21 protein-coding genes and 1 pseudogene are annotated in these 23,916 nt (G+C 55.4%); 5 read left to right on the forward strand and 17 right to left on the reverse strand.

The features are described 5' to 3' along the window. The first annotated feature begins 154 nt into the window (after positions 1-154). On the forward strand, positions 155-1,033 hold the full coding sequence (locus ACVWVY_RS23145) for a hypothetical protein (RefSeq protein ID WP_456628549.1): 879 nt from the start codon (positions 155-157) through the stop codon (positions 1,031-1,033). 137 nt (positions 1,034-1,170) lie between these two features. Here ACVWVY_RS23145 and ACVWVY_RS23150 read toward each other — a convergent pair. The 3 genes and pseudogenes from ACVWVY_RS23150 to ACVWVY_RS23160 form a co-directional block, all read right to left on the reverse strand. Further along, positions 1,171-1,625 (reverse strand): annotated as a pseudogene (locus tag ACVWVY_RS23150) (PRC-barrel domain-containing protein). 102 nt (positions 1,626-1,727) lie between these two features. Further along, complete coding sequence (locus ACVWVY_RS23155; RefSeq protein WP_456628550.1) at positions 1,728-3,311, reverse strand: undecaprenyl-phosphate glucose phosphotransferase; 1,584 nt, start codon at positions 3,309-3,311, stop codon at positions 1,728-1,730. Between the two features lie 268 nt (positions 3,312-3,579). Further along, positions 3,580-4,017: a hypothetical protein gene (locus ACVWVY_RS23160; protein WP_456628551.1), complete on the reverse strand. Its 438-nt coding sequence runs from the start codon at positions 4,015-4,017 to the stop codon at positions 3,580-3,582. Between the two features lie 1,002 nt (positions 4,018-5,019). On the opposite strand from ACVWVY_RS23160, the gene ACVWVY_RS23165 reads away from it, so the two are divergent. Beyond that, positions 5,020-5,781: a class I SAM-dependent methyltransferase gene (locus tag ACVWVY_RS23165; RefSeq protein ID WP_456628552.1), complete on the forward strand. Its 762-nt coding sequence runs from the start codon at positions 5,020-5,022 to the stop codon at positions 5,779-5,781. Between the two features lie 387 nt (positions 5,782-6,168). Here ACVWVY_RS23165 and ACVWVY_RS23170 read toward each other — a convergent pair whose 3' ends face one another. The 5 genes from ACVWVY_RS23170 to ACVWVY_RS23190 all read right to left on the reverse strand — a co-directional run bounded on the left by ACVWVY_RS23170 (position 6,169) and on the right by ACVWVY_RS23190 (position 12,326). Then, entirely contained in the window at positions 6,169-7,500 is a 1,332-nt protein-coding gene (locus ACVWVY_RS23170) for an O-antigen ligase family protein (protein WP_456628553.1), read from the reverse strand. After that, positions 7,497-8,954: a hypothetical protein gene (locus ACVWVY_RS23175; RefSeq protein ID WP_456628554.1), complete on the reverse strand. Its 1,458-nt coding sequence runs from the start codon at positions 8,952-8,954 to the stop codon at positions 7,497-7,499. The genes ACVWVY_RS23170 and ACVWVY_RS23175 overlap by 4 nt, the downstream gene beginning before the upstream one ends. 159 nt (positions 8,955-9,113) lie before the next feature. After that, positions 9,114-10,220, reverse strand: a complete 1,107-nt coding sequence (locus ACVWVY_RS23180) for an acyltransferase family protein (protein ID WP_456628555.1) — start codon at positions 10,218-10,220, stop codon at positions 9,114-9,116. Between the two features lie 94 nt (positions 10,221-10,314). Continuing rightward, the gene (locus ACVWVY_RS23185; protein WP_456628556.1) at positions 10,315-11,403 is read right to left on the reverse strand and encodes an acyltransferase family protein; all 1,089 of its coding nucleotides are present in this window, start codon (positions 11,401-11,403) and stop codon (positions 10,315-10,317) included. Between the two features lie 29 nt (positions 11,404-11,432). After that, positions 11,433-12,326, reverse strand: a complete 894-nt coding sequence (locus tag ACVWVY_RS23190) for a WecB/TagA/CpsF family glycosyltransferase (RefSeq protein WP_456628557.1) — start codon at positions 12,324-12,326, stop codon at positions 11,433-11,435. Between the two features lie 369 nt (positions 12,327-12,695). On the opposite strand from ACVWVY_RS23190, the gene ACVWVY_RS23195 reads away from it, so the two are divergent. Next, complete coding sequence (locus ACVWVY_RS23195) at positions 12,696-13,541, forward strand: glycosyltransferase family 4 protein (RefSeq protein WP_456628558.1); 846 nt, start codon at positions 12,696-12,698, stop codon at positions 13,539-13,541. Between the two features lie 38 nt (positions 13,542-13,579). On the opposite strand, the gene ACVWVY_RS23200 is transcribed toward ACVWVY_RS23195, so the two are convergent. The 3 genes from ACVWVY_RS23200 to ACVWVY_RS23210 form a co-directional block, all read right to left on the reverse strand. Beyond that, positions 13,580-14,680, reverse strand: a complete 1,101-nt coding sequence (locus ACVWVY_RS23200) for a glycosyltransferase family 4 protein (protein WP_456628559.1) — start codon at positions 14,678-14,680, stop codon at positions 13,580-13,582. Beyond that, positions 14,677-15,960 (reverse strand): hypothetical protein, encoded by a 1,284-nt coding sequence (locus tag ACVWVY_RS23205; RefSeq protein ID WP_456628560.1) that lies wholly within the window; start codon positions 15,958-15,960, stop codon positions 14,677-14,679. Before ACVWVY_RS23205 ends, ACVWVY_RS23200 begins: the two co-directional genes overlap by 4 nt. A gap of 256 nt (positions 15,961-16,216) precedes the next feature. Continuing rightward, positions 16,217-17,686 carry an exopolysaccharide biosynthesis polyprenyl glycosylphosphotransferase gene (locus ACVWVY_RS23210; RefSeq protein WP_456628561.1) on the reverse strand — a complete coding sequence of 490 codons (1,470 nt, stop codon included), beginning with the start codon at positions 17,684-17,686 and terminating at the stop codon, positions 16,217-16,219. A gap of 383 nt (positions 17,687-18,069) precedes the next feature. Between ACVWVY_RS23210 and ACVWVY_RS23215 the strand changes: the two genes are divergently transcribed. Beyond that, positions 18,070-18,384 (forward strand): hypothetical protein, encoded by a 315-nt coding sequence (locus ACVWVY_RS23215; RefSeq protein ID WP_456628562.1) that lies wholly within the window; start codon positions 18,070-18,072, stop codon positions 18,382-18,384. A 472-nt stretch (positions 18,385-18,856) separates the two neighbouring features. On the opposite strand, the gene ACVWVY_RS23220 is transcribed toward ACVWVY_RS23215, so the two are convergent. The 5 genes from ACVWVY_RS23220 to hspD all read right to left on the reverse strand — a co-directional run bounded on the left by ACVWVY_RS23220 (position 18,857) and on the right by hspD (position 22,636). Continuing rightward, positions 18,857-20,284, reverse strand: coding sequence for a TAXI family TRAP transporter solute-binding subunit (locus tag ACVWVY_RS23220; protein ID WP_456628563.1), 1,428 nt, complete (start codon positions 20,282-20,284; stop codon positions 18,857-18,859). A gap of 384 nt (positions 20,285-20,668) precedes the next feature. After that, on the reverse strand, positions 20,669-21,025 hold the full coding sequence (locus tag ACVWVY_RS23225) for a hypothetical protein (RefSeq protein WP_456628564.1): 357 nt from the start codon (positions 21,023-21,025) through the stop codon (positions 20,669-20,671). A 430-nt stretch (positions 21,026-21,455) separates the two neighbouring features. Then, positions 21,456-21,620, reverse strand: coding sequence for a hypothetical protein (locus ACVWVY_RS23230; RefSeq protein ID WP_456628565.1), 165 nt, complete (start codon positions 21,618-21,620; stop codon positions 21,456-21,458). A 56-nt stretch (positions 21,621-21,676) separates the two neighbouring features. Further along, the gene (locus tag ACVWVY_RS23235; protein ID WP_456628566.1) at positions 21,677-22,102 is read right to left on the reverse strand and encodes a hypothetical protein; all 426 of its coding nucleotides are present in this window, start codon (positions 22,100-22,102) and stop codon (positions 21,677-21,679) included. 75 nt (positions 22,103-22,177) lie between these two features. Further along, the gene (gene hspD / locus ACVWVY_RS23240; RefSeq protein ID WP_456628567.1) at positions 22,178-22,636 is read right to left on the reverse strand and encodes a small heat shock protein HspD; all 459 of its coding nucleotides are present in this window, start codon (positions 22,634-22,636) and stop codon (positions 22,178-22,180) included. A gap of 357 nt (positions 22,637-22,993) precedes the next feature. Here hspD and ACVWVY_RS23245 point away from each other — a divergent pair, with 357 nt between their 5' ends. After that, positions 22,994-23,272 (forward strand): DUF2934 domain-containing protein, encoded by a 279-nt coding sequence (locus tag ACVWVY_RS23245; protein WP_456628568.1) that lies wholly within the window; start codon positions 22,994-22,996, stop codon positions 23,270-23,272. Here ACVWVY_RS23245 and ACVWVY_RS23250 read toward each other — a convergent pair whose 3' ends face one another. Next, positions 23,273-23,470: a hypothetical protein gene (locus tag ACVWVY_RS23250; protein ID WP_456628569.1), complete on the reverse strand. Its 198-nt coding sequence runs from the start codon at positions 23,468-23,470 to the stop codon at positions 23,273-23,275. Between the last annotated feature and the right edge of the window lie 446 nt (positions 23,471-23,916).

Genomic DNA, 23,916 nt, shown 5'->3' on the forward strand with positions numbered 1-23,916 from the left:
ATTTCAGCCGTGCCGATTGGCAAAGCTGGTAGAGACCTTACTGCGCGAGCGTTGAATCAGAGGATTGAAACACAACGGGCGCAACCGAATTTGCAGCCGCGGGATTGATAGTTACGATCGAAATAGATTAAGGCGTCATTCAAGGAACCTACAAGTGCATCAGTTGCTTAATAGACGATCTCTGATCCTGACGGCCGGCGCAGGTCTATTTCTGGGGCGCCCGGCTGCCGCGCTCGCAGAGGCGTCCCCTCGGGATACCGGTGGGCTGCGTCCGGCGGAAGTCGTGCTGACCGATGTCAGGGGGACGAGCAAGCAGGACTATTCCTCCGGACAGTTCTTGGCGTTTCAAGCTGTGAACGATCCGGCCGCTGATCGACATCAAACCGTAACAGTCTTTCCTGCTACATTCCCGCAAAAGACGTTGCTGAAATGGAATTGGCCCGACGATGCGGACGATCGAGTAAAAAGCTGGAACGGGATCGATTACGGCAATTATCTTAATACGATCACACCCGTTCCCGTTGTTTCAAGCAAGATCAACGCCATATCGTCTTTGCTTCATGAGGTCGATATCGAGTACGAGGCGCCGTCAGATAGCGCAAATGTAACTCTGGATTTCTTTCTGTATTCCTCCGACTCGTCAACTGAAGCTACAATGCTCTGTGAAATTCAGGTTTTTCTCCATGCGACATCGGCTGCGAAGCGTTTCATGAGCAGCTTGCAATCGCTGGGAGTCTATGAATCGTCGGCCGTTGGCCGTAGCTCTCCCATCAAATGGGCAGTTACCCGTCAGCAGTCGAATTTCTTCAAAACGCCTTACTACCTATTTTGTCCGAGTGACGGATCAGACCAGTTAGCCTCGACCATCGACGTCAGGGCGCTCCTAAGTTGGCTCCGGTCGATGAATCGAAAAACCGGGCAGGTCTATCTTACCGGCGAAGAGTATTTCAACGGGTTGGCAACTGGCGTCGAACCGATAAAGAAATCCGGCTCGGCTCGCTTTCGATCGATCAGCCTCGCGTATTCTATATGACAGTCTCCTGACTCCTAGCGGTCGGCAGGGGCCGTCGATGTAATGCCCCTTCGGCAGCCCCACTCACTCAGCCTTGATCATCTTGGCCCTAGCAATCACAACGGCAACACCTCGTTGATCGCTGTCGGTCGCGTTGCTCACCCAAGCTCCTCGTCGCCCCGTTCTTTTTCCAGCCGGTGCGCCACCGCGGGCACCGTGCATCCGCCAAACGCGGTAACGTCGCACTGCAGGCGAACGGCAGGGCAGCCCCGTGTTCGATCTTCCCAACTCCAATCGTTGTCGCTGCGGTACTTCGGCGCGCCTTGCAGCTGCTTCTCGGTAATGCCGGTGCGGTAGCCGCCAATATTGGTGTCATACTTGAGCGACTCCCACGGTAGGGGTGATGATCGTCTCCGATACCGAGAAACCCGCCAAAGCTTAGCACCGCGTACGAGACTTTGCCGGATCGCTTGTCAATCATGACGCGCTCGATCGAACCGATCGGCGTTTCATCCGCTCCAAAGACCGAAGTGCCCTCGACCTTGTCGCTGCCGATCAAACTGACTGTCTCTCGTTCTTCTGCTCCTCTGAGGGCCTGGAGGCCTAACCGCAGCTTCGCACTGTTCCAAAGCGACGCCTGTGGTCACTAGCCGCAGGGCGGCCGATCAAGCCGGCACGCTTACTTGGGCTTCGGCAAGTCCGCGAAAACGAAAGATCAATAGGCCTCCTTCTGCCCAATCACGGTCGTAAACGTCTTCAGGAGTATCTTGATGTCGAGCCACAGGCTCCAATTATTTATGTACCAGAGGTCGAGCTCAACGCGCTTCTCCATCAAGTCTATCGTGGCGGTTTCTCCTCGCAATCCGTTGATCTGAGCCCAGCCGGTAATGCCCGGTTTCACGTGATGGCGGAAAGCATATTTCCAGATCAGCTTTTCGTATTCGTTGTTGTGGATCGTCGCATGCGGCCGCGGGCCGACCAGCGACATCTCCCCCCGCAGGACATTGAGGAATTGCGGAAGCTCATCGATGCTCGACCGGCGCAGCCAGCGGCCGACGCGCGTGACCCGTTTATCATTGCGGGTCGCCTGTTTTACGTCCGGCCCCTCCTCCATGACCGTCATCGTTCGGAATTTGAAGATCCAGAATTCCTTGGTGTTGAACCCATTGCGAAGCTGCGAGAAAAAGACAGGCCCACGCGAGTCGAGCCCGATCATGATGGCGGCGATTAGCATGGTTGGCGCCAATATGACCAACGCCAGACTGGCAAATGTAAAATCGAACGCTCGCTTGATGGCGCATTCGCTCCAGGTCAGCGGACCGCGGTGCAGATCGACGACCCACGTCGAGCCGATCTCTGTTCTGGGTTTGTCGAGCAGTCCTGCAATCGTGCGATCGGGCGCCAGACGGATCGGGATCGGGACGACCCGCAGCGCCGTGACGATGGCATCGACCAGGCGGCGCTGATCCCAGCGTATCGCCAGCAGTATCTCTTCCACCCTGCCGGATTGTGCCGTGCGGATGACTTGATCCAGCACGCTGAGAAGCCGAGGCGACATCTCCTTGTCGGCCTCAAAGTCGGTCTCCAGAACGGGGAAGCTTTCGATCGGTCGATAGCCGCACCGGCGCAGCCGACGGAGGCCCTCCGAAGTGTCGATTTCGTCGGGTTCCCCGATGAGAACCACTCGACGTTCTGCAAAACTTCCGCGTGCGAGGGCCTTTGCCAGATACGAGCTTAATACCGCGCGCCAACTGATCAGTAACGTCAATCCGACAACCATGAAGGTCGCCGTGGCGCCGCGTGAAAGATTGGCACCGACCTTGAGCGAGAACACGACCGCGAGGAGAAGCGAGAAGACGATAAGCCAGATCGCAGTCGTTTCCTGGATGCGTCCCGGGAGCGAGATCAGATTGAGTGGCTTGTAGCTGCCGCGGGATGCCAGAATGGTCGTGAAATTCCCGGCAACCAGCAGACCAACAGCGAGCGACGTTTCGAGATCGCCGCTGCTGCCGAGCGCCCATCGGTGGTATGCGAACCCGCTGAGAATGCTCGAACCCACGATAATGAAGCAATCTAGAGCAAATACCAAAGGCTCGACGCCCCAGAACGGAATTGGCCAGGATGCGGGTCCGAACGAAATGGCTTCCGCAACGACGGTCTTCTCTTTTGACCAAATCGGCATCACAAAAGGTTCCCCATCGCTTGAGTGCGACGCTGCCCAACATCCACGAGAACCAAACGTTCCCTTGGAAGCTTCTCCGCGGGAAAAAGTGGCAACCTTTTCCTCGCGTTCGGGCATCGCTACCTTCAGCCTACTGCTCACTATCTCCGGCTGCGCCGCTCGGACTCCCACCGCCATTCCTTATGCGGTCGGCCTTTGCATAACCGCAGCCTATTGTTCACTGCTTCAACGTCGTTCGCCAATTCGGCTGTGACAATCGCGCGCGCTCCGTTTCGGATAAACTTGCAGGAATCGCGCCATCTGCCCCTGTTGCTGTGGTCCTGGACGCGATAGCCGTCGAACTTGATTTGGTGAAGCCACTGCTCGCCCTTCGGCGCTTTGGACTTCAAGGTCGCAAGCTGGGGTTTAATGAACCCCGGCATGGTCTGCTGTGTACGCTTTGGCAATAACGCAACTCACAAAAAGCCCGCCGCTGCTGGAGGGCAACGGCGGGTAACTCCATCTGCGCAGCAGCGATCATTTGAACGTTTGCCGGATCAGCCGCGCCAATCCGCCGGATAGAGTCGCGTACAATATCTTCCTCTTCAGTCCTGCCGACACTGATTCTGCCCAAGAGCGTCCTGACCCATGATTCAAACGCGAGAAATTTGATCCCGCGCGGATCTTCTTTTTCTGGCTGTATTTCCACGGCAGTAAGGATCGACTCGCGCTGCGGCGCGACGATCTGGCTATGGCTTAGCTCGGTGCGCGCCTCTTTTTTCGGCTGAATTTCCATGACGACAAACCCCGGCTTCGGCTGGTGGCCGCTATTGCATTGGATCAAATCACTCTCCAGCAACTCGTCGCTTTGCCAGAGCTCAATCGCGTGTCTCCAAGAAGATGCTCAGCGCGCTCTTTCGCCGCAGTATTGTCTTTCGCAAAGTATGTCGATGGGGCCTAGCATCCTCCCATCCTCCCATCCTCCCATCCGGCCATAGGCCTGCGGCGCCATTTTTTGACCATTCTAATAGGGTTCGGGAAAAAGTGGCAACTGCTGCTTGCAGTAGGGCGACGTGCAACGGCCAATTTGTAAGACTAGTCATTTTTGAAATTCGTCAGCCCCTCGGAAGCAGGCTGAGTGTTCCGCAACCTAGGCGATAGGGCAATACCGGGCGATCCCCACCCCACGGCCTATGAACACGTAGTGAACCCGTCGTTCGGCCGATGTTCGGCCGACTCTTCTTTCTTCCTGTAGTTCTAGCTAAAAGAGCGGATCGCGGGTTGGCGGATGCCGTCTGTAAAGCAAATGGAAGAGGAAGCCGAGCGGTGGCTTCACGTAAATGCGACAATCATGCCTAAGACGACGCGCGTGTAGAGGCTTGTAACTTTCAGGCAGAGACAAACGTTGTCCATGACATCGTCAGTGGTGATTTTGATTTGTCGGGCGGGCACCGCACTTCTCCGACGCTATTGCCCCGATGGAAATTACGCAGCAGGTGGGAAATCGTTCCGCCATCGGGAACGAAATTGATCGCGAAGTGTTAGCGCATCCCACTGCTATGTTGGAGCATCACTTGAAGGCGTCCGAGAAATCGGCTTAAGGCTTTAACTTGCCAAAAGGCTAGCACAGAAGCGACTGACGAGGTGTGGAAACGAACGCCAGCAGTGCGCAACTAAAAGTCCTCCCTTGTCGTCACCTCTTTGCGGCCGAAACGCGACGTTGAAAAACCTCGCCGAGGTTCCCCCTCGGAACGTGCATTGATTTTACCAGAAATTTTCAGTTGCTCGGCGGCCGGTTGTGTCGCATCGTTGTCGCACGAAGAATTGGCAGAGGAATTTCAAGGCCATGCAGGTCGCGCCGGGTGGAAGTGATGTTGTAAAACCGCTCACAGTTGCAAAGCGAGTTGCTCTTATCGCCAAACATATTCGGCTTCCTGATGCCAGAATTTTAGACGCGGGCTGCGGCGGCGGGGGGTACGTCGAGTATCTTTGCGCGCAGGGTGCGCGCGCCGAAGGCGTCGAATTTGATGCGGACAAAGTTGAGAGTTGGAAGAAGGCCCATCCCGGGGATTCTCGCGTCCGGCAAGGAGATCTCGTCCGGCTGGACTACGAAGACAAGACCTTCGATGCCATTCTCTGCAACGAGGTTTTGGAGCATGTTCCCGACGAGCACGGCACCTTATCCGAACTTCGCCGCGTCCTGAACGCCGACGGTAGACTTTTTCTCTTCACCCCCAATCGCTTCCATCCTTTCGAAACGCACGGCTTCATCTCCAAGAAGACGGGCCAAGGTACGGGAGCGCTGAAGACCTTCCTATTGCCCTACCTTCCTCTAAGCTTTCTGCCATCATCGCTCGAGCCTTGGGCACGAAACTACTGGCCTCACGAGTTGCGCGATCTCGTGTCCAACTCCGGCTTCAAGGTTCTCTCACAAAGCTTCGTATGGCAGACCCTCGAAAACAACAGTGGCTATCAACCTAGAGGTGTTGCAACGATGCTGCCTCTGTTCCGGAAGTGCTTTTCGATCGCGGAGCACGTTCCGATCGTTCGGGCTCTTGGCGTGTCGCAACTGATCATCGCTGAAAAGCGACCTAGCCTTGGATCATAGGAAACTTGTATTGACGATAGCATCGACCCTGGATCGTCGAAACCGGCAAAAGCATTTCGTCATCGAGGCGAGGCCATTTGTACGTGGGGTCGACGGCTACTCCGATTTCAGCGCTGCATTCCGGCAATCACAATGAAGCGGTCGAACCGGTATCCTTGGATATTCTCGCACTCGAGCGGCTCGCGGTTGCGCTCGAAACAGGTACCTCGAGGCTTTCGCTGGATGCTTTTCCAAATTTCTACATCCGCATCGCCATGGGCAGGTTTACCTGAACGGTGAAGAATATTTCAATGGAATGGCGACAGGCGTGGAGCCAATAAAGAATTCAGCCTCCGCGCGTTTTCAGTCGATCAGCGTCACATACACCAGGTGATGCAACCTTCCGCACTATGAATTACCAGTCGCGGAAACAGCAAAGTTGCGGTAGCGCGCCTGCATGGCTCGGAAAGCGTCGGCGACGGTTTCCCGGTTTACGATAGACACAACGCCAACAAGGACTATCCAACATGGGTTCGAGCGATCGACGATCGTGTCCTCGAGAAAGTCACGGAGGACTATGAAGAACAACAGGGCAGCAAGAACAGTTCGTTCTCTGCCAAAGCGGGCGGCGGAAAAGAGCTCTGTCGCTGGCGCCAGCACTGCAGCGATGACTGCCAGCACAAGACCTGCAGAGCCGACCTGAAGGGCAATATTAAGATAACCATTGTGCGTGTGATCAATCTGCTCAGCCACCCAGCCGTCTGCGTATTGAAAAACCGGGCTGGCCTTTCCGATTCCCCAGAACGATCCGTAACCAGCTCCGAAAAACGGGTGATCGATAAAATACGATGAGGCGATAGACCATATCTGAGTTCGACCGGTAAGGGCGCCAGGATCGTCCAGCTTGCTCAAAATATCGGATATCTCGCGACTGTAGAAGTTTAATGCCATGAGAATGCCGACGATAGCTACGGAGCAGACTACCAGTCGAAATCGACGATATCTCCATGTCGTTGTAGCAAGAACTCCGAACGTGAACGCAACGAACAGCAGGCCAAGTGACGTCTTCGATCCGGTCCCGATTAGTAGGCAGACCGACAGCAACGCGAGAATTGGGCAGATGAGAAACGATCGGTCACGTATTGCTCTGTCAACGAACACTATGGTGGCAATAGCGGCGAAAGCACCCGTCTCGTTTTTGTGAATATGTGCGCCTCTCCAATCTCCCGCCAGTTCCGGGTCGGCCCCTGCCGCCGTGTGAACGCCGTCAGGAGACACGAACAGTGCAATCCAATCGAGGAAGAGAATCACGATCGAGATTATGAAGAGTGCATTTAGGAATTCTTCGGATTTCATGCGTTGAACAACAAGCGATATGGAAACTGTGACCATGACCAACAACATGACACGTCTGACAGCGATCACTGGATCAACTGCCCAGACCACGCTCGCCGAGCACCACAACAGAACGACAGCCAGCCAAACCGGCAATTTGCCTAGAAATCCGATCCCCTCTTCGCGCCACTCCCACCACATGACAATAGCAAAAAGCGAAGCAAAGGCGCATTGCTTGGCAAAGTCGCCGCCTCCGGACTCAAGGTTTGTGAACTGGACGTCGCCTTCGCCAAAGATAAAAACCGGGCTGAATCCGATCCAAGCCACGAACAATGCGGCGCATAAAACCCATTGATGCCTGAGGGGAGAACGTTCCTCGAAACGTCGTGCGGGCGGCGGGTTCAAGAAACTCTGCCTCGCACGCGATCCAAAGAAGCCAGGCTGAAATCATCGGAAGTGCCAGGCGCGAGGGGACGACCAACATTCGTGCCTGAAGGCCTCGGTCCGCGATCTGTTCTACCCACGAGAAGCGTGCCAACGAACCCGAACAAAAGCGCGGCGAGTGCCGCCGACGCAATTGCCAGAGGATATTTCGGGAATACCGGTCGGATCGGGACGGTTGCCAATTGCAGAACCTTCAACGGCGAAATCTTGGCGGCCGAGAGTTCAGCATTGATCTGTTCTTCTACCATCCTGCGCGAATAAAGATCTGAATTGGCGACCGCCTGATCGAGGGCGCGTCGCCTGAGCAAAAACTCCCGCTCATTGTCGGACATTCTGTTTAATTGGTCGGTTAACGCTGCAGCTTCCGCCGCCTGCTGTTTCTCAAGGCTCTGTGCACCGGCAAGCTCCGCGGTTATCTTGAAAAGGTTGACCATCGATTGCTGATAGACCTGAATCATAAGAAGGGGAGGAGTTTCGCTGGCCCCGAAACTCAAGCGAGGCGGTTCCTTCTTGTCCGTTGCGGACGGCGGCGTCGGCGCGTTTGGCGAGCGATCCGTTCTGAAGCTGTCAACCAAGGACGAAAGATACGGAGAACGCGTGACAGGAGCCAGCTTTTCCAGCTGAGCGACTAAGTCTTGACGTTCGCCGTTCTTTTGCGCGATCAATCCACGCGTGTTGGCCATCACATTCAGCAAGTCGCTTTGACGCTGCAGGAGCAACTTGCGCTGATCTTCGGCTGAGTAGGTTTGAGTTTGCTCCGCAAAATAGTTTACGGCCGATGCCGCCTCATTCAGCTGATCATCAAATCTCTGCTTCTGACGAGTAAAGAATTCCGACGCACCGTGGCTGCTATATAGTTCCAGATAGCGATCAATCAGCGAACGAGCTATTGCATTTGCGAACATGGCCGCCACGGCCGGTCGACGATCCCGAAATGAGATACGCAGCACGTCGCTGTTGGGTTCCGACTGGACGGAGAGACCATTTCTGAGCAGGAATGAAGCCGCATCAATCGTATCGGTGGGGGCAGGGTTAGCAGCATCTTCAGCCACGAAGAGCTGTCTTAAATTGCCAAAAATGGAAATCGGCATCGTCGGCGTCTCGGCAAAGAGTTTGTCCAATCCGATCGCATTGATGGCAGCATGGATGACCTCATCGCTTTCGGCTATCCGAACGAGAGACGCTCCTTTTGCGGAGACCTTTTGTGGTGTCCCGTTCGCATCCTGCGCGTTGCTTTGGCCGGCGAAAACGAGCGCAATGCCTTCGTATCTTGGTTCCAGGGCGAAGATGCCGGACAAAAGGGCGACGAAAAAGGAGATCGATATGGCGGCAAATAGAAAGATATTGCGCCGAACTAGCCGGAGCAAACCCATCGTGTGCTGGCCGATCATTCGATCAAATTGACCTGTATCCATTTTACGCCCTTCGCCGAAAGTTTCGGAACACTAGCCCCCATTTCGTCGTCATAACCAGGCCTAAATCGGTATCTCTCGGGTGCCTTCCAACCCCGCCTAAGCCTAGCACGCCTGTGTTAAAGATGCCACACGGGCCCGCTGATCGTGAGCGCTTCATTTTCAAACTATAGGTTGGGCGCGCTTGGCCAGCATCCTCTCGCCTTCCGCAAATTTACGAAGCTTTTCGCCGAGGGGCCGTTCAATTGAGATGTTGAAAAAATACCCAGCGAAATTGCATAGCAGGATGGAGATAACCACGAAGACGATAGGATCTTGCATCCAGCGCGGCAATGCGACCCAGCCCATCACGAAAATCATCAAAACGATCGGGTGGATAAGGTAAGTGCTGTAGGAAGCATCACCTGCATTCTCGAGCATCCGACCAGCCCTGCTGACAGCGGTGCCGGTACCGCTGGTACACGCGTATACAACACACATAGCAATCACTGCGAAGAAGGCTTGCCAAGGAATCTGCAATGGAAAACTCCCGCCGAGCGAAACGAACACACACACAGACGAGATAATAAGAAAAAGGGAAAAAACGACGGGATAAGGAAACGAATGCCAGCGTTGGGCGCGCTGCTCCAGGAGCCCAACGACCATTCCCAGAGCAAAGAGGAGGATGATAGGATCGGTCCAGAATTGAAGGGGAGTTGTTGGATCAGAATAAGGAGTTGCTGGCCAAGAGACTAGATGGTAGCCCACCAATCCCGTCAGGACGGCAAAAATGAAGGCAAGCCCCCAGATCCGTTTGAGCGTCAAAGACAGTGTGAATATAGCATAGAACATCATCTCGTAGTTCAAGGTCCATCCCTGGCTTGCGATCGGTCTCATGCCAGACAATCCTGGCGATTGATATGGAATAAAAAGCAGGCTCTTGACGAGATCCACGAGGTCGACGGCATTAGTTCGCGCCAGCAGTATCATCAGGAAAACCAGCAACACTAACCAGTAAAGCGGTACGATCCTCAGGATTCTTCGAGTCCCAAATCTGCGCGCCTGCTCAAAATCGCCAAAAGAATTGTATGAGCTCCGGACCATGATAAGTCCGCTGATGACGAAGAAGACGGCCACGCCGACCCACCCCAATGCCCACGCTAATGCCAAACAATCTTCACCCAACATCTGCCGGCGTATCGAATACTCCAAAGCATGATCAGCAACGACGAGCGAAGCCGCGATCGCACGAAGCGTTTGGAGGTGGTGAATTTTTCGAACTAGGCCCATGCTTTGCTGCGTCGCTTTAATCTGCCTTTGACGGATACGGATATAGTCAAGACACAAGGGATTGCGGAAGCCAACCAGTTATCGGCGAGACACATCACCTGAATCCAGGAGATAGCCGGGAACCTTGAAAACGATTATTGCGAACGAGCCGCGTCAAGGGACGCTCAATCAAGAGATGCGCTAGCAGGCCGGCAATCGTGGCGGCTGCAAAGATAAAACAGAAGATGACATTGGGTGATGATTGTCCGATCTGAAATCGGAGCAATGTCTGACACAGCAGCGAGATTGCGGCCGAATGAACAAGATAGATTGCGTAAGATGCTTCGCCGATCAACAACAGGTGCTTTGTCGGGATAAACTTGTACCTTTGCTCGGCGAGCGCAAACCCGAGAAGGATCAGGAAGAACGGAATCCCCAGGACCAATAAATCCCAGGGCAAAGCTTGCTGCGCTTCGATGGAGTCGTATGCTGCTCTTGGAGCGAGCGCGACAAGCAGGCCGACGCCGAGCGCCGCGACGGGCAACCCTGACCAATTCGGGAAGCGCCGGTACGCAAGATACGCCAGCATACCGAAAAAGAAATTGATGTTCCACATGCTCATCCAGCCCATTTCAAGGCTGTGCAGCACGAAGGAAGACACCATGATTGCGGCAAACCAGCAGGCGAATACTGAGATCCCCACAGCTCGATTTAAAATCGAGAATGCGAAGATGCAGTAGAATAGAACCTCAAAGAAAAGCGTCCAAGCGACCTTCAACGGCAACGACGGGTCTTTCACCCATCGAAGAAGCGTGTAGGAAGATAGAAGGTCGCCCCAGGAGATGACGAAGTCGATCTTGCCGACACCGGCGAGCGCCGCAATAATGAATAGCGTCAGGAATACCCAGTACACCGGGTACACGCGCGAAAAGCGTCGCCCGAGATAAGCCGTCAATTTCCCGGGTCTACCGATGTCCTTTGCATGCGCAAAAAAAATGATGAAGCCGCTCAGTACGAAAAAGAAGTTGACGCCAAACCATCCGCGACTCGTGATCCATTCGAATGCATGTAACCCGCCATACTGGGGATGAGCCATGATCAGGCTGGTATGAAAGGCCACTACGCTGATGGCGGCCAACCCGCGCATGACCTGAACGGATTGTATAGAACTACCCGAACTAGCGCTGGGTACGTTTGTTGACATCGCACATTCCGCATGGCCCTCCGAACTTCTCAATTTGATACGATAGCCTTCTTGGTAGGCGCACGCTCAGCATATTTGGCGTTGTCGTTTGCGACATCGAGAGCGCCGTGGGCCCAGACCCTGCCGCCCCTTCGGCAGATCCACGCGACTTGGACTATCTTCATCGAGAAAATCAAACCGCCTAGAATGTATCGCCGCCACAATCTCTGAGGTTCCATAAGCAGCCTGAACATCCATTCCAAGCGAAGCCGTCTCAAAGAGTCTGGCGCGCGCGGAAAGCGGTCGGCAAGAAAATCGAGTATAGCTCCGCCATTCAAAATCAAACACGCGCGCTGATCTAGATGCTTGATCAGCCTAGCAGCAAGAAGCTCCTGCTTCGGCATTCCCATACCTAGAACAATAAGGTCCAGAGTGGTTCCCTGGATCTTCTCCACGTAGGTTTCCATCGGCTGGAACCCGTCGATACGAACGACGACTGTTGCACCACTCTGCTCAATGCGCGCGCAAGCTGCCGAAAGCCACGGCTCTTCGGTTCCAATAACCGCAACTCTCGCTCCGGGCCGAGATTGCAGGAGCCGGGGAATGAGATCAGTGCCATTGGTGTTGATGCCTGGCCGCAATCCAGCGGCATGCATCATCACTTCGAGACCGACGCCATCTCGCAGCAAAACTTCTGAAGCTAACAAGGCGCTATGGAATGAATGGTCCTTACTACTAAGGTTGACCGCGTGAGCGTTCAAAAACGAGACAATTGCTGGCCTGGAACCGATGGAATTCAGCCAATCTACGCCGTCTTTGCGGTCATCGAAAACGCGTACTTTTTCCAGCAGATCTATCGGGCTCAAAATTTCACCATTCGAGTGAAAGCAAAGAATAGTTATGGTTAAAATTTTGATATCAACGCGCTCATCGGGCGTCAACATCGGCGTTGCACTAAGCTTTAGCAGCCATAGACCTTTATTGAGCAATCAGCTCTGAGACGATGCACGCAGAGATCGTTTGTTTTGGAATTCTTCTGTCAATGATCGATAAAGGGGCTTGGTTCCATGAGAGTTCTCGTAATCGGCGGCACGCGTGATCATTTGGGAGGAGTTGAAGCATTCTGTGATCGAGCACGAGTATCAATGGAGAAAATTCGGCCTGGCCTTCAGGTCGAACGTTTATGGACAGGCACGGCATATCTATCACTGCGTCGACTTCCGGGGTTTCTGAACGGACTATTCAGACTAGTCGCTTCCCGCACTCGTGGACGCGCCATCGCCTGGATCCAGTATGTCAACCTCCCAGATTTGATGTACGTCATCGTTGCCAAGGCAATCGGCTATGACGTCGTTGTCACGCCGCATCTAGGTTTGAACTGGAAGTCGCAACGCAACTTGGCACTACGCACCCTGTCACAATTGATGCTGTCGAGAGCGGACCGCATCGCATTGCTGTCCCGAACTCAGGAATGGGAAATATTGCTCCCCACGTCCGTCGAGCGATTACTTATTCGAACATTCTTGCCTTCAGAAGTACTTGAGCCCATCTCGCACCCCAGCAGCGCCGACCACTCTAAGGCTGTACCGCCGGCTGAACTCCGACTTATCCATGCAAGCCGACTCTCCGTTGCGAAAGGGTCGTTTTTGGTCGTCGATGTCTGTTCGCGTCTTCGAGAGGCCGGCGTGCCCTTCTCAGCGCAAATAATTGGCAGCGCCGATGAGCAAACTCGCTCCGCGTTGCGCGAGCGCATCAAAGACCGCAACCTTTCCAACCAGGTCCAACTGCTTGATTGGGCATCTCCCGAGCGAATGATCGATCATCTCCGTGGCGCGGACGTACTCATTCACCTCTCGCTTGCGGATTCATATCCGCTCATCGTTCTCGAGGCTCTGGCTTCGGGAACATTGCCGCTGGCGCTCGATCTAGCCGGCGTCCGTTCAATTGTTCAAGACTATGATGGACTGCTCGTAAGCCGTTATGAACCCGTCGAAGAAGCCGTCGCGCACTTAATGAACTGCGGCTTGCAGGATATAAGATCGCGCGGCGTGGCACAGGTCGCGCGCGTGCGAACAGATTTCGCATGGTCAACGGCAGGAACCCTACTGATAGAAGCCTTGGAAGCCACCAAATCATCTGATCGGGGGGAGAGCGCATGAACGCAGGCAATTGTGCCTCAAGCGGGCCGCCCGGAGCTTTATGAGCCTGCGGCCTGCTTGTAGTCTGTAATCATCTTCGCGGCGATCTTGGACCAATCGAGACGGGCGTGAGCGGTTTCCGTTGCTCCTGCGCGCAAACGCTCCCGCAATTGACGATCACTCGAGACCCGGGCCAATGCTTTGGCCAAGGAGCCTGCGTCATCTGGTTCAACGAGCAATCCATTGACGCCATCCTGAACTACGTCGACTATGCCGCCGATACGACTTGCTATCACGAACCTGCCATTGGCAAACGCAGCCGACAGTACGCCGCTTTGCGTCGCACTCAGATATGGCAAAACGAGACCGTCCGACGCTCTTATCTTATCAATTATCTCCGTGGTCGGAAGAAAACGATTGGCGATTGTAACGGACGGCAGCGAGCGGAATCGCCCTTCTAGGCGGTCCAGTTCCGGTCCAGCGCCGGCGATATGCAAGGTACCTTCCCCGCCTTCATGATGGAAAATCTCCATCGCCTCGCACAGCACTTCCAATCCCTTGTATGCCTCCATTCTGCCGAACATGAGCATCGAAAATGATTCCGGTGGAGGGCCGGCGTCCTTTTCTTCCGCAAGAATAATACCATGTTCCGTGAGACGAACCCGATTGTCGCGATGGGGGGCTGGCAGATACTCTCTGAGATATTGCTCTCGACAGGAAGGTCCGTGAACGAAGATGTGATGAACGTTTTTGCGCGTATAACGGCGAAGAGCGGCGAGGCGCTTAGCTATGCTCGTGTCGCTGCCGGCGTGGGGTACCGGGTCATGAATTGTGAGCGCGAGAACCGTAAATCGTTTAAATAACGTAGTGATAGCGGCGGCTAAGAACGCCTTCCTAAAACCGCTCGGCTCCTGCCAGTGAATGATGGCGGGACGAAACCGAACGATCTCAATAACGAGTTTCCACAAATCTGTGGGCGAGACGAGATCGTTGTGCCGAACCTCGACACGAGGCGCAGGGGGGTGTGCTCGACCTGCATACTCCGAATTCAGGGCATCTTGATCAGTAAACAATCGGACATCAGAAAGTTCTGCCAGCGCCCTGGACAGCAAGTAACAATATTCGGGGTGGTGCGGGCCAATCATAACTATCCGCGTCATTCGACATCTCTTTCCATTCGATCGAAATCCTTTAACCAGCTACGAGCAAAATGGTATGTTGCTCCGAGGTAAACAATTGCTCCGATGCTAAGGCCCACCACAGACCATAGAGTGCCTGCGAACAGAACAAGTATGGCGACCGCTGCAACACTTACTACCGAGGAACAAACGCTGGCTAGAGCGAGGTTTTTAAATTCGCCTGCGGCTTGCAGGAGCACGCTTTCTGGCGTTTGCAAAAAGCGGAGTGCAGCAAACACGCTCCAAAGCGCCGTTGCGTAGGCGATGTAGCTTAAATCGTAGGTTGGCGGAAAAAGCAGCCGCGGTGTCCATAAAAAAATGATGACGCTCAGGAGGATTGTCGCCAACCAGATCGCCGCGAGCACGCCGCGAAACGTCACAAGTGAATGTCTGATCGCCGCAAACTGTCGTCCGGCAATCAATCTCGCCATCTGAGGGCGTTCGAAATCAGTTAGCGCATTTTGAGCAACATTTATCGGTCGAATTAGCAGAGAGCTTGCAGCAATTGGTGCGAATGCAGATGGTCCTTGCAGAAACGTTACGATATAAACATGGGCATTTGCAGTAGCTTCAGTAGTGAGCACTCCCAACAAAGCCCAGCTGGCTTGATCTCGCCAGATCCTCCGGTAGCGCTCGAACGCATCGGCCCATCCTCCGCTAACCTTCACCGAGAAATAGGCGCTCCCAATTGGCAAAATGCCAAGGGCGGCGCCAACAAGCATCGAAAAGTAGCAGCTCATCTGGACGGGCCAACCGAAACTTTTGGTCGCTACGGCAAGCATCACAAGAAGTCCTATACTATAGGTGAGATCCGAAGCTGCCGACCGGAACTGTTGATTTTGAACATAAGCGTATGAACGGCCGAACCAGCGAACCAGCGCAGCTGCGCCATACAGGGAGTAGAAGATCGCCGCTGGCGCGCTCAGTTGAAGGCAGGTCGCAGCAACGAGAAAAATGAAAATCGACAGTGCTGCGGCGATCCAATTGATGCATCGAAGAATGTTCAACCCGACATGCTGCTCTTCGGTTGATTTCTGCAGAAGGAGTACCGGGAGAGGTGCACAAAATAAGGCGCTCCAAATCCCCCAGCTGAATTGAGCAGCCACCAAAAGAAATGTAAATGTGCCGAATTCGGCAGGCGACAAGGCGCGCAACATTATTAGCGAGAGCAGCAGATGGACGGCCGCAACGCTTACGGGACCTACGATGGCGATCGCGTAGGGCGATAACTTTGCCGACGTTGACGACAAGGAAACGTTCATACCTTCAGCGCGATCTCAGGGAAAACAAGCCGAAGCATCCTGAAGCGTCCTCCAACGGACGCTTGAGCAACGAAACTGGCGCGCAAGGCTTTCGACTCTCGTCGGAAGCGAAATCACTTTAGTTCCACCACATGCACGCTCGAGGTGGTTGTGCAATTTTTGGGACAGAACTGTCAACGCCGATTGGCGTACCCGCAATGCTCTGGTGCAAACGAAAGCGATTGTCGCGCTGGCCGCGACTGGCCGCCTCGAATGCTCAATAAGCGTTACGTCTACGGATTAATTCTAGGCTAGTCAGCAGGAGGATCTTCCAATCGAGGGCTATACTCCAATTGTCGATATACCACAGGTCGCAATCAACCCTTGCTTCCATCTGTTCAACGTTAGCCGTTTCACCTCTATGGCCCTTGATCTGAGCCCATCCCGTCATGCCGGGTTTAACGCGATACCGAAGCGCGTAGTCGGAGACTAGTTCTTCATAATGATTGTCATGGGCAATCGCGTGTGGTCGAGGACCCACCAATGACATCTCGCCTCGGAGAACGTTAAGAAGTTGCGGTATCTCATCGATGCTCGTCCGACGTAGAACCCTGCCGACCTTCGTCACACGCGGATCAAAGCGCTTGGCTTGCGTAATGGCCGGCCCATCCTCCATCACCGCCATGCTTCGAAACTTGTAGATATAAAACTGCCTAGAATTGAATCCATTGCGCCGTTGGCGGAAAAAAATCGGACCGGGTGAATCGATCTTAATCGCGACGGCGGTTAGAAACATGAGCGGCGAAAGGATAATCAAGCCAATTGTCGCCCCCACGATGTCAGTGGCACGTTTTGAGATGTGAACCGTTGCCGATAGTGGCGGCGCGCATTGAACCTCAAGAGGGAGAGGACACTGCGGCAGGGACGAAAGGCTCGTTGCTAGTGAGCGAATTTGGTGGTCGGGAAGCAGCCGGATAGGAAGCGGTATGATTCTCAACCGGTCCCGAACCATCGCAAGTTTGCGCGTGTCGCTCCATGGGAGCGCAAGGACGATTTCGTCGGCACCTTTGGCGCACGCGGCGGAGATTGCATACTCAATCGGAAACGATCGACTGCCGCCGACAGCAGGCCGGCAATCGTCTCCAGGGAGAACGATCCGATCCGTTTCTTTTGCGCCAAATGACGCAAACAATCCGGCAGCGTCGAGCGAAGAGAGTTCCTCGTGGGTCCCCACAAGTATGGCACGTCGAACTCGTACCCGACCGCGAGCGACAACAGCCTGGACAAACTGCTTAGAAAGTCGCCGGCTTATAAGAAGCAGCAACAAGATTAGCAACGAAGACTTAAAAGCAAAGCTGTGGAAGACGACCTCGCGGTCTTTCATCAGAACAGCCACGGCCGTCAACAAAATGCTGACAAGAAGCCAGAGGCCGATGATCTGGCCGGTATCCTTCCGCTTCGAACGGACGGATTGCAGATCGTACAGACCGACCGCTTCGCCTAGCAAGACGTACAGAAGCGCAGCGATAAATCCGATGCCGAGCAACTGATGAAGTCGTAAGACGACCTCAGTCATGGAGGCCGCAAAAAAAATGCTGGCCGCACCGGTCAGGACGATGACGCTAGCATCAAGAAAGATCAGAACGTATCTGAGCAAAAATTGTGGAACTTTGACGCTACGAATTCCGAGATCGATAGGTGCAAACGGCTCCGACTGGGAAACAGTGGCAATTCGCGAAGGGGACAACTCCAATATCGACCGGTTCGAAGGACCGAAGGAGCGCCTAGCGTCCAATCGAGTGGGGGGCAAAGTCGCCTCCAAGAATCAATTGTTGGATAGAAATCTCACGTTGCACTGCAGCGAGATTCCTTGCGGCAATTAGCTAGTCAAGTCAAGTATGGCTAATGATTAATGAAATTCGGAACAAGTGAATTCAGAGTCAGATCAGCGCCGCCGCTTATCGTCGCCTGATTGAATATTGGGCGATTAGCTGGCACATTGAGCAACATTAGCTTTACGACTCAGCCGAAGCATCTCTGAGCGAGGGGAACCCGGCACTGGCTTGGATAGATTGTGCATTCACTGATTGTTAAACAGCCTCGGGCAAAAGTGGAACATTGGAGAAATCTGTGATCCCGCTCGCGATGTTGCTCTTCCTGATCGGCGCGGTGCTTGCCGGCAGCCTCCGCGTTTGGATACTTGTCCCCTTCGTATTCATCACGGCAGTTGTTTCAGGCGTTGCCAGCCTCTTGGCGGGAGCTTCGCTAGCGGTCACAATTGCGTTTATTTTCGTCTCGGTGCTCGCGCCGCAGCTAGGCTACGTGGCCGGATTATTCGCCTGGCACGTGCTGAAAAAATTGACATCTGCGCTGCGGAGGACGCCTTCTCGCAGTCTCTCAGTTTCATTCCTCTACAAGCGACACTCGGCCGATCAGCGTTATTGAATCCGCTTTACGAGTCGCATTGGTTCCTTCATGTCCAATCAAACTTCCTCACTCGTCGAGATCTCGGCCGAATGATGGCGTTTGCAAGCAAGATCGCTTTGGCCGTCACCGCACTCGGGCCGTCCTGCAGGGAGGGTGGTGAGGTCAGGAGGCGCGGCAACTGAGGCGGCCTCACGTTGTCTTTGGCGTGTTCATAGCTCTCCCAACTTCGTCCGCAAGCCCACTAAAGTGCCGGTGCAATCGGTCGTAAATCCTGCGCTTGTTATGGTCCGTTGAGGGTCCCGGATCAGTGCGGCGTCAGCCGCATCCTTGCGAAGTTTTCATCATAGCCCAATACTCGTTGTCTTGAGTGTGCGAGTGAACATTAGGGCCGCGAAGATCGTTCCTTTTGCTCTGCTCGGAAATCAAGCTGCCGGCGAGTCAAACGAACCCGCCTGGCGCCAATCGTAGTGGCACGTTTCACATAGCTGTGTCATCGTCGAGACGTGAGGCTGTGGCCTCCCGCCGCGCCGCGAGCCGGTTCGAGGTTGCTCGCTTGCAGCGCCGCGCGCCTTTCAACTGTGGCGTGATTGAACAGTTCGAGTACCAGACCAAAGGCCGCCAGTTCTTCTTCCTCGATGGCGCCGTCATCGTAACATTCGAGCGTTTCACTTATGATGGCGTCGACCTCGCGCTGCATCGCCAGCAGCTCCTGGTTGGATTTCGCGGTTCGTGCGCTGGAAACCATGGCCAGGATTCTTTTGCGATGGCTGGTGTTTTCGCCCCTTTCATCCCGATTCAAATAGTGACGCAACCAAGCGCCGGCGGAACCGATTCCGGAGAGAAGCAGGAGCGCAAACCAGAAGTAATCGCCGTACTTGTCAAGGAAAGTGCGTTCGGTGCCATCGATGACGGCTGCGGCTCCGCGATGTACCGGCAGCTCGGCGTTCTTCTCGGTGTCCGGCTTGGTGATGTGTGCAGCGCCAGGCACTTGCCGGGCAAGCGCCTGACGGATGGCGAATAGTTGCCGGAAGAATGCCGCGACCGTCGTTTCAGACAAAGCCTTTCGCGCTACGATCAGGTGGCTGACGCTGACCGTCTCGACCTTGTCATCCGGCCAGGCCGGATTCGCATTGAAGACGCTGGGTGGAATTTCCTCGGATTCATAACGCGGGTACTTCAGGGCGATGGCTTCCGATGCCTCGATCGCGAGAAACTTCGGCTCCCCTCGAGCCCGGGCCGTCGCGGCTACGGCGTCGGAGGTGATTTTGCTGTCGAGCGGACCGACCGCCATGAATGCATCGAGGGTCGGGTCGCGCGCGAGTTCCTCGATTTGGTCCGTGCCAAATTGCGTAACCGCAACCTTGTCCGCCTCCACGCCGGAGGCGCTCAGGATGACCCGCAGCAACACAGCGTTCGCCGGCGTCCGGCCGATCACGCCGACCCTGTGCCCTGCGAGATCGGCGATCTCCTTGATTTTCGGCGGGGGCTTTCGTTTGGAGCTCTTGCCCGCAAGTCCGGAAAGCGACCACAGCACAACGAAGTTGTTGCGCACGATGGCGACGGTCTGCGCGTCAGCCGGCATCTCCAGATCGCTGCGACCGACTGCAAGATCGGCCTTGCGAGCACCAAGCAGGGCGAGGGCTTCGGCTGCGCCGTCGGTCCTGACCGGAGACAGCCTGACCGTCCTGCTTTCGCTGGCGAAGGCCTCGGACATCGCCTGAATCACTTTCTGATCGTCGCTTCCGTGCGGTCCGACGGCGATCCGGAGCGTGACCGGCTGCAACGCATAATACAGTGCGCCCGCTGCGCCGCAAAAAATCAGAAGTCCAACCGCCAAGACCAGCAGTAAGGTATTGCTCCTTCTCCGCTGACGGCGGCCTGCGTCACTGGTCTCATTTTTACCATCGGACAAGGACATTGCCGCTGCCAGTTGGAGATCAAAAAGCGCTTACTCTTTGCAAGAAATACCACGTTTCCAACGATAACGCGGATTAGCGTGGCCTTGTTTCAATGGCGGAATACAATCTGGCGGCGTCATGTTTGACGGCGGGACACCGACCCCGGGGGCGACACGGTCAGCAGCGGGCTTTGGGACAAGGCGCGCGCCGAGGCGGCCCCAAAAGGTGATGGTTTGCCAAATCAGGCGAGCCCCTGTCTCTGGGTAGCTTATCGAAATGTCGTCGTCGCTCCGCAGATTTGTGAAGCTTTGACTACAAGAGGGCGGCGCTTTGTAGTTCACCGAACGTGCGCTGAATGCGCGAAGAGCTGGTGGATTGTGGCTGTTGAGAATTTCGATTAGTGACTAGACGTTGTTCTTTGGCTTGGAGTCGAGAAGGCTTGGCAACGGCGGCATTTGCTGGCGAGGAGTATCGGTCGGCTCGTCGGGAGGTGGTTCAACTTCCTCCGGCTTCTTACCGCTGACTAGGACACCAATAAAGCCAACGACCACCAGCGCAGTCCCTGCGATCATCAGCCAGTGCGGCAGTTCTAACGATGGCATCATGCCCTCAGCCGATGCTTCGTGCGCGTCGTAGGAGCCTGTGCGGCGGGCCGCAACAAATTCGCCAGATCGAGGGTCCCGAATAGTACGTACGACAGGAGCGTGAGCACTGAGATAGCGGTGAGAACGCGCAAAATGCTTCAAAGCAGAACGCTCCATCAGCCTCAACAAGTCGGGCGAGGGGACGTTCCTCATGCCGGTAAGGCCGGCATGTCGTTGGTTCCGTCGTGTGTTGGGCCGCTACCCGTCTGGGCGGACTTCTGGCCTAGTCGTTCCAAATGCGTTCTCCGCAATCGCATTCGAACATTCGATAGGTAGACCCGGTGTCGGAATCAACGATCATTCTGACGAGAACGAGCTTGGCCCCGCAGAGAGGGCAGGTCTCGGCGGATTGGTCGTTGACAGTGGCAATTCTCTCGGCCTGAAACAGGTCCATGACGCCGACCCCGATCAACTGGGGTAGGGTCCATTCGGGTTAAGGCGACAATTAGTCCTGCGGGTGATGAATCTCTGACAGCTTGTCGGCGGCAATTGGGGCTCGGCCTTATTCTCGCCACCGGGGCACTGGTCGTTCTTGCGCCGGGCCGCCTTACTCCGTCCTGCCCGCGATCACCCTCTCGAAAGCGCTAGCGAGCTTCCTGAAATGGACGGCGAGGCGCTCGTAAAGCTCACGCTTCTGCACAGGCGTCGCGCTTCTGGCGATCTGATCCGCATAGTCGGCTTCGGCGCGCAGCTTCTCTGCGCTAGCCTTCATGTCCTGCATCGACCTTTACCTTGTCTATTCCACAAGGCGAAGGCTTCGTAGCCGCTTCATTCGATCGAGAGCGTGGACAACCTCATCTCTATCGAGGACGGCGATGAGCCGGTGCACTGTACGCGCGGCGTCATGCGGGCTTGGCGCGGTGTATTCTCCGAGGATGCGCCTGGCATCTTCCAAAGCTCGTAATACCGTGTCCTGATCCGTGGTGTTGATGGTACGCGCCTCACGGTGGATTTGGCACTAAGCCGCAAGTACACGCTCGGTGGACCGCAACCGAACGGGTCTGCCTCCCGGCGGATTCCAGGGCTTGCCGTCGAAGCAATAACAGACGCCCAGGAAGCGAGAATGGCGCGCTTCTCGGCCAATGTCAGCGTGGGGTGGCTTACGACGTCTCGCGGGTCATTGAACACCGTGCCGGGATGAATCAGGGCGTTGATGTTGAAGACATTGTCGTTGATAGCGGTCGTCGGCCGCATGGTACCCTCCTATTCCAGACGAGGTTGCGATGCCGCGCGCCGGGTGCCGGCGCGCGGTGAGATCACGGAGCGACGCTAGGCCGCTTTGGAATCGATCTGCTTGACATTGCCGCCGGCTACGCCGTTGACGGCGATGCGGCGAGGCTTCATGGCCTCGGGGATTTGCCGGACCAGTTCGATCTTGAGCAGGCCATTGTCAAAGGCGGCGTTCTTCACCTGCACATAATCGGCAAGGTTGAACTGCCGCTTGAAGCGCCGGGTCGAGATGCCCTGATACATGAACTCCCGCTCAGTCTTCTCGGCCTTGTCGCCCTCGACGGTAACCACGTTCTGCTCTGCGGTCACCAAGATCTCGTCGGGCGAAAAACCGGCGAGAGCCAGCGAGATCTGATAGTGATCTTCGCCAAGCCGTTCGATGTTATAGGGTGGATAGTGCTCCTCGCCCGCGTGTTGGGCGGCCGCTTCCGCGAGATCGAAGAGGCGGTCGAAGCCGATGGTCGAGCGCCAGAGGGGTGAAAAGTCGTAAGTGCGCATAGCCAAATCCTCCAGTGAGCAAGTTGGTTACGAGCGGCACCGGACACGACCGGTGCCCGTCTCCTAGCCCGGGTCCATCAGGCACCCGGGACGCCACCGTAAGGTGGCGACGAAGAAATTAGGAAAATCGGTTTTGGTTTCAAGCAAGCCGCAAAAAGTTTTTGGGGGCATGGGTGCGTCGGAGACGGTGTTGCACCAACGGTTAGCAGGGACCCACCCGGCCCCCTGGAAGGGAATCAATTTCCTCGGCCATCGGGCCCTCAGGGGGGCGGCGTTTAGAAACGATCTACTCGTCATCCGGCATAATCCGCTGAACCATTCTGCGTCCTTAACCGTCATATTTGGCGGAGGAGGCCTATGGATGAAGCTGAGGATCCCCTCGAACTAGAACGCAAGATTGCACAAGCGAGCCGCATCTCTTCGCGCATCACGGACCAGACGACTTATGAGCGGCTTAGCGCGTGGGTCGAGGAACTGAGACAGAGGCTCGAGCAACGTCTGGCCGCCCGCCGAATGCGGGAAGAGATTAGAGCGCGCGCCCACGAGCTTTGGGAACAGAACGGACGGCCAGCAGGCCGCGACCTGGAGTTCTGGCTGCAAGCCGAGTCCGAGATCAGCGAGCTCCGTTCGCAATGATCAGTGCTTCCGTATTGGCGGCTCAGACGTGTGCCTGAATGTCTCGATGTGTCGATCCAGTTGCCATAGCTCCACGTCGTGACCATCAACGAGCTGCTTGGCGAGCCAGATAGCTTCGGCCTCATCGTTACACTGCGCATCAACGCGATTTTGAACGTGGCCGTCTGGCCCCATGATGTATGCGCGGTAATCCTGCATAGTGTGGCCTCCTAAAGCGGAGGGTGCCCTTTATCCAGCCAATGGCTGATACCCGAGGCTGCCTCTAACTGCCTGGCCTTACGGATCAGCTTCTCGCGCTCACCGCCCAGGGGGAGGCCCTGCGCTTCCTTACGCAGCTTCCGAGCATGCTGCGCGAGCCGCCGATCTAATGCATGGTTTGCTTGACGCGGCGTCTTTCCATGGCGCGCTCCTTCCTGAGCATTGCGCCGTCCACCTGGGAATTTTGCAGCCATAAGGAATTGGTCCGCTGGTAGTGGCCGACAACTAGCCGTGGCGACATCAAATTCGCTCTATGCGCTGCTGAGCTTCTGAGCCGCGCTTTGGGAAACTCTGTACACTTTGTAACTTATCGCGTGAGAAAGCGGGGGCTTGCGCGCTTGCCTGGGGCGAATACCGATCACATCATGGTTTCGGGATGAAACAAC

It is taken from the genome of Bradyrhizobium sp. URHC0002 (assembly GCF_054059515.1).